At 36.8% G+C, this 6,606-nt stretch carries 5 protein-coding genes and 1 tRNA gene; all 6 read left to right on the forward strand.

Annotation, left to right across the window (positions count from 1 at the left end):
* Nucleotides 1-68: 68 nt before the first annotated feature.
* Nucleotides 69-1,004 (forward strand): YybS family protein, encoded by a 936-nt coding sequence (locus BAQ48_RS15040; RefSeq protein ID WP_071711685.1) that lies wholly within the window; start codon nt 69-71, stop codon nt 1,002-1,004.
* A gap of 78 nt (nt 1,005-1,082) precedes the next feature.
* Nucleotides 1,083-3,056: a DHH family phosphoesterase gene (locus BAQ48_RS15045; RefSeq protein ID WP_001113893.1), complete on the forward strand. Its 1,974-nt coding sequence runs from the start codon at nt 1,083-1,085 to the stop codon at nt 3,054-3,056.
* Nucleotides 3,053-3,499, forward strand: coding sequence for a 50S ribosomal protein L9 (rplI, locus tag BAQ48_RS15050; protein ID WP_071711684.1), 447 nt, complete (start codon nt 3,053-3,055; stop codon nt 3,497-3,499). Before BAQ48_RS15045 ends, rplI begins: the two co-directional genes overlap by 4 nt.
* A 27-nt stretch (nt 3,500-3,526) precedes the next feature.
* Entirely contained in the window at nt 3,527-4,888 is a 1,362-nt protein-coding gene (gene dnaB / locus BAQ48_RS15055; protein WP_001286242.1) for a replicative DNA helicase, read from the forward strand.
* Nucleotides 4,889-5,103: 215 nt separating this feature from the next.
* The gene (locus tag BAQ48_RS15060; RefSeq protein WP_000100235.1) at nt 5,104-6,393 is read left to right on the forward strand and encodes an adenylosuccinate synthase; all 1,290 of its coding nucleotides are present in this window, start codon (nt 5,104-5,106) and stop codon (nt 6,391-6,393) included.
* A 141-nt stretch (nt 6,394-6,534) separates the two neighbouring features.
* A tRNA-Lys gene (locus BAQ48_RS15065) sits at nt 6,535-6,606 on the forward strand.

A 6,606-nucleotide genomic window follows, 5' to 3' on the forward strand; every position in this document is an offset into this window, starting at 1 on the left:
TGCACAGTAGAGTCGGACTCTACTGTGCATTTTGCTATGCTTTTCTTTTTTGAAAGAGAGGTTAGATGATGAAAAGTACGAAATTTATTACTGAAGGTGCGGCGTTATTGGCGATATATGCAATTTTATTGCTTATATCTATGTATGTTCCGATTTTAGGTACAGTTGCAATATTTGCATTGCCGTTACCGTTTATATTATTGACAATAAGGCATAAACTATCTAATGTACTCGTAATTTTTGTAGCGGCACTTTTTATTACAGTTATTGTGAGTCAGCCGATTAGTCTCGTAAAGACAGTGATGTTTGGACTAATAGGTATTGCATTAGGATATATGTATAAAAAAGGGAAGAAACCAGTAGAGCTATTAATAACTGGAACACTTACATACTTAATTGGTATGATGCTTATTTATGTTGGAAGTATAAAGTTTTTCGACATAAATATAATGAAGCAAATGCAAAATATGATTAATGAAAGTATGGCGCAAAGTGAAAAGATAGTAAGTGCTGCTGGTTTGCCAGTTAGTAAGGAACAAAAAGAGTTATTTGCACAAATGAATGATATATTACAAACGCTATTTCCGAGCATACTTGTGCTAGTTTCTGTATGTTTTTCTTGGATCACCTTAATATTATCAGGTAGTGTTTTGAGAAAATTAAAGTATGACGTTACACCTTGGCCTAAATTTAAAGATATACAATTGCCAAAGAGTATTGTCTGGTATTACGTTATATTTATTTTGTTAGCAACTTTTATAAAAGTAGAACCAACATCATATTTACATATGGCATTTTCTAATCTATATGTCATATTTGCGCTGCTACTCGTATTGCAAGGTTTGACATTTATCACCTTTTTAGCGCATAAAAAAGGTTTTACTAAAGGGGTTCCTATTATTAGTTTTATTGTCTGCATGTTTATCCCGATGCTGTTTCCTCTTGTGACAATCTTAGGTATAATTGATTTAGGGATTTCATTGCGTTCTAAAATAGGGGAATAAAATAATATTCCTTATACTATTTTAATCTGTTGAACTAACTGGAAAATAAGTTAGTTTTACTTTATAGGAGTTGTATACATGCCTGAATTTTATAAGAAACAGTGGTTTTTATATCCTGTTTATGTATTGGCATTTTTTGTGTTTGTGCTCATTTCGATCCTCTGTTACTTTCATTTGATTATGGGGATAGCTGCCTTTTTTGTTTTTTGTATCGTACTTTTTGTTGTTGTGCGCTTTGAACTTACCTTTCAAAGGAATTTCGAAAAACATACGACAGATATGATCACAAGGGTAAAGAAAGTGAGTAATGAAGCGTTTAACCAAATGCCTATTGGTATTTTGTTATACAATAAGGATTATGGGATTGATTGGGCAAATCCTTATTTATCTTCATGTCTAGGGCAACATGCATTAGCTGGATGGCACCTTTACGATGTATCAGAAACGTTACTTCTTTTTATTAAGGGGGAAACATCTGATGATATAGTCTCTTTGAATAATCGAAAGTTCCGTGTTTTTGTAAGAAAAGAAGAAAAGTTAATTTATTTCTTTGATGTAACGGAACAAACAGAGATCGAAAAGATGTATGAGGATCAACGTACTGTGTTGGCTGTCATTTATTTAGATAATTATGATGAGGTTACACAAGGATTAGATGATCAATTACGTACGAATATAACAAGTCTTGTGACATCCAGATTAAATGAATGGGCTCTTAAGTATGGGGCGTATTTAAAACGTGCGTCTTCTGAAAGATTCTTCGTTGTGCTAAATGAAAGCATTTTAGCGCAAATGGAGAAAGGGAAATTTAGCATTTTAGATCAGGTGCGTGAAGAAACATCCAAAAGGAATATTCCTCTTACATTAAGTGTAGGTGTCGGATCAGGTGATTTACCTTTATCAGAGCTTGGAGCAATGGCTCAATCTGGTTTAGACCTTGCGCTTGGCCGTGGTGGAGATCAAGTAGCCATTAAACAAGCAACAGGTAAAGTTAAATTTTATGGCGGTAAGACAAATCCGGTTGAAAAACGTACTCGTGTACGTGCTAGAGTTATTTCGCATGCATTAAAGGATTTAGTATTAGAAAGTAGTAATGTCATTATAATGGGGCATAGAGCTCCTGATATGGATGCGATTGGCGCTGCAATTGGTATTTTAAAGGTAGCTCAATTAAATGAGCGTAAAGGATATATTGTGTTAGATGAAAATGATTCGGATAAGGGAATTAAGCGTTTGATGGATAAAGTGAAACAAAATGAAGAATTATGGTCACACTTTATTACACCAGTACAAGCGATGGAATTTGCAAATGATGATTCCTTACTTGTCGTTGTTGATACGCATAAACCTTCCATGGTGATGGAGGAAAAACTGTTACATAAAATTGAGAATGTAGTGGTTATTGACCATCACCGCCGAGGAGAAGACTTTATTGAAGATCCATTGCTTGTTTACATGGAACCATATGCTTCTTCGACGGCAGAACTTGTTACAGAACTACTTGAGTATCAACCGAAAAATTTAAAGATGACGATGTTAGAAGCAACGGCATTGTTAGCGGGGATTATTGTTGATACGAAAAGTTTTACATTCCGGACAGGTGCTCGTACATTTGATGCTGCTTCTTATTTACGCTCACATGGTGCAGACACTGTACTTGTACAAGAATTGTTAAAAGAAGATATGGATCAGTATTTACGAGTTGCAAAAGCTATTAAAAATGCGTACATTTATAAAAATGGAATTGCAATTGCAAAAGTTGATAGTGATGATTACTACGACCAAGTGCTTATTGCGCAATCAGCGGACACGCTATTAACAATGACAGGTATTATCGCATCATTTGTTATCGCGAAACGTGGAGAGAATTTCATTGGGATTAGCGGCAGGTCTTTAGGTGAAGTGAACGTGCAGCTGGTTATGGAAAATTTAGGCGGTGGCGGGCATTTGACGAATGCAGCCACACAAATGAAAAATGTTACAGTAGATGAAGCTGAGGAGAAGCTTCAATTTGTTATTGATGACTATTTACAGGGAGGCACACAATCATGAAAGTAATTTTTCTAAAAGACGTAAAAGGTAAAGGTAAAAAAGGAGAAGTGAAAAACGTACCGGATGGTTATGCAAATAACTTCTTACTAAAACAAGGTTTAGCTGCTGAAGCGACAAACAGCAGTATGAAAACGTTAGAAGCTCAAAAGCGCAAAGAAGAAAAAGATGCAGCAGCAGAGCTTGAAAGTGCAAAACAATTAAAAGAAACGTTAGAGAAATTAACTGTAGAATTAAAGGCTAAATCTGGAGAAGGTGGACGTCTATTCGGTTCAATTACAAGTAAACAAATCGTAGATGCAATGCAAAAATCACACAAGATTAAACTTGATAAGCGTAAATTTGAAATGGATGATGCAATTCGTGCATTAGGCTATACAAATGTTACTGTGAAATTGCATCCGCAAGTAACAGCAGCAGTAAAAGTTCATGTTAGTGAACAATAAAAATAAGCTAAGCAAGGAGGATTGCGCATGAGTGATGTAATGGCTGATCGTACCCCTCCGCATAATATAGAAGCTGAACAGGCGGTTTTAGGGGCCATATTAATTGATCAAGATGCGTTAACGTCAGCATCGGAACTATTGGTACCTGACTCATTTTATCGAACGAAACATCAAAAGATTTTTGAAGTCATGCTTGGGTTATCTGATAAAGGAGAACCGATTGACTTAGTAATAATGACATCAGCAATGGCTGATCAAGGATTATTAGAAGAAGTTGGTGGGGTTTCTTACTTAGCAGAATTAGCAGAAGTTGTTCCAACTGCTGCTAACGTTGAATATTATGCACGAATTATCGCTGAAAAGGCGCTGTTACGTCGTTTGATTCGCACAGCTACTCATATCGTATCTGATGGGTATGAGAGAGAAGATGACGTGGATGGCCTTTTAAATGAGGCTGAGAAAAAAATATTAGAAGTATCTCATCAAACGAATGCGAAAGCATTCCAAAATATTAAAGACGTTCTTGTAGATGCTTACGATAAAATCGAACTTTTGCATAATCAAAAGGGTGAAGTTACTGGGATACCAACTGGGTTTACTGAATTAGATAAGATGACGGCGGGGTTCCAGCGAAATGATTTAATCATCGTGGCAGCACGTCCATCGGTAGGGAAAACGGCATTTTCATTAAATATCGCACAAAACGTAGCGACGAAAACAGATGAAAATGTAGCGATTTTTAGTCTAGAGATGGGCTCTGATCAACTTGTTATGCGTATGCTTTGTGCAGAAGGAAATATTGATGCACAAAGACTTCGTACCGGTTCATTAACTTCTGATGATTGGGCGAAATTAACGATGGCGATGGGTAGCCTTTCTAATGCCGGTATCTATATTGATGATACGCCAGGGATTAAAGTAAATGAGATTCGAGCGAAATGTCGTAGATTAAAGCAAGAACAAGGTCTTGGGATGGTTTTGATTGACTATTTACAGCTTATTCAAGGAAGCGGGAAATCAGGAGAAAACCGTCAGCAGGAAGTATCTGAGATTTCTCGTACACTAAAAGGGATTGCACGTGAATTGCAAGTGCCTGTTATTGCTTTGTCGCAGTTATCTCGTGGTGTAGAATCTCGTCAAGATAAACGTCCGATGATGTCTGATATTCGTGAATCGGGAAGTATCGAGCAGGATGCTGATATTGTAGCCTTCCTATATCGTGAGGATTACTATGATCGCGAAACAGAAAACAAAAATACAATTGAGATTATTATTGCAAAGCAGCGTAACGGTCCGGTAGGCTCAGTAGAGCTTGCGTTTGTTAAAGAGTTCAATAAGTTCGTAAACTTAGAACGTCGCTTTGAGGATGGACATGCGCCGCCTGCATAAAAGCAGTATAAAAAAGAAACACATTTCTTATAATAAGATGTGTTTCTTTTTTTTTATAGGAAAGATAAGGCTTTCACAAGAGAAATGTATATTTCTTACGAACGAAAATGTTTTTTGATAAAAAAATGTTCGCTTTTTGGTTGACTTCTCTTTCGGTTTTGGTACAATTATATTGTTTGAATAGATCGTTTGAAAATTGCGGAGGTGCTTGAATAATGTCTTCAGTAGTAGTTGTAGGAACACAATGGGGCGATGAAGGAAAAGGTAAAATTACTGACTTTCTTTCTGAGCATGCGGAAGTAGTTGCAAGATATCAAGGTGGAAATAACGCGGGACACACAATTGTTTTCGGCGGAGTTAAATATAAATTACACTTAATCCCATCTGGTATTTTCTATAAAGAAAAAATTTGTGTAATCGGAAACGGCTTAGTAGTAGATCCGAAAGCATTACTTGAAGAGTTAAAATACTTACACGATCGTGGTGTAAGTACTGATAATTTACGCGTAAGTAACCGTGCGCACGTTATTTTACCTTATCACTTAAAACAAGATGAGTTAGAAGAAGCAAGTAAAGGTGATAACAAAATCGGTACAACGAAAAAAGGTATCGGCCCTGCATATATGGATAAAGCTGCTCGTATCGGTATCCGTATGGCTGACCTTTTAGACCGTGAAGCATTTAAAGAGAAGCTTGAGCGCAATTTAGTAGAAAAAAATCGCTTGTTTGAAAAAATGTACGATACAGAAGGTTTCAGTGTAGAAGAAATCTTTGAAGAGTACTTCGAGTACGGTCAACAAATCGCGCAATATGTATGTGATACATCTGTTGTATTAAATGATGTATTAGATGATAATCGTCGTGTGTTATTTGAAGGTGCACAAGGCGTTATGCTTGATATTGACCACGGTACGTACCCGTTCGTTACATCTTCTAACCCAATTGCTGGTGGTGTAACAGTGGGAACTGGAGTTGGTCCTGCGAAAGTTACTCGCGTTGTAGGTGTATGTAAAGCATATACAAGCCGCGTTGGTGATGGCCCATTCCCTACTGAACTTCATGATGAAATCGGTCATCAAATTCGTGAAGTTGGTCGTGAGTATGGAACAACAACTGGTCGTCCTCGCCGTGTAGGTTGGTTCGACAGCGTTGTTGTAAGACATGCACGTCGTGTTAGTGGTTTAACGGATTTATCATTAAATTCTATCGACGTTCTAACAGGTATTCCAACTCTTAAAATTTGTGTTGCTTACAAATACAATGGCGAAGTTATCGATGAAGTTCCAGCAAACTTAAACATTTTAGCGAAATGTGAGCCTGTATACGAAGAGCTTCCAGGTTGGACAGAAGATATTACTGGTGTAAAATCATTAGATGAGCTTCCTGAAAATGCACGAAAATACGTAGAGCGTGTTTCTGAGCTAACAGGAATTCAATTATCTATGTTCTCAGTTGGACCAGATCGTAATCAAACAAATATCGTTCGTAACGTATACGAAGCTTAATTGATATTTTTCCGAAAAAACTCATGTCCGCATGAGTTTTTTCTTATCTTTTATAAAAAAATAAAAAAAGGTATTGCAAAAATAAAAGATACTATGTTATGATACATCTTGTCGTCACGAAAATATGACGTTGGTGATTATGAGCCATTAGCTCAGTTGGTAGAGCATCTGACTTTTAATCAGAGGGTCGAAGGTTCGAGTCCTTCATGGCTC

Origin of the sequence: Bacillus luti (assembly GCF_001884105.1) — a bacterium.
Lineage (GTDB): Bacteria > Bacillota > Bacilli > Bacillales > Bacillaceae_G > Bacillus_A > Bacillus_A luti.

Coding starts and splice junctions, on each gene's coding strand:
- BAQ48_RS15040 (WP_071711685.1), top strand. CDS start 69: ATGAAAAGTACGAAATTTATTACTGAAGGTGCGGCGTTATTGGCGATA.
- BAQ48_RS15045 (WP_001113893.1), top strand. CDS start 1,083: ATGCCTGAATTTTATAAGAAACAGTGGTTTTTATATCCTGTTTATGTA.
- rplI (WP_071711684.1), top strand. CDS start 3,053: ATGAAAGTAATTTTTCTAAAAGACGTAAAAGGTAAAGGTAAAAAAGGA.
- dnaB (WP_001286242.1), top strand. CDS start 3,527: ATGAGTGATGTAATGGCTGATCGTACCCCTCCGCATAATATAGAAGCT.
- BAQ48_RS15060 (WP_000100235.1), top strand. CDS start 5,104: ATGTCTTCAGTAGTAGTTGTAGGAACACAATGGGGCGATGAAGGAAAA.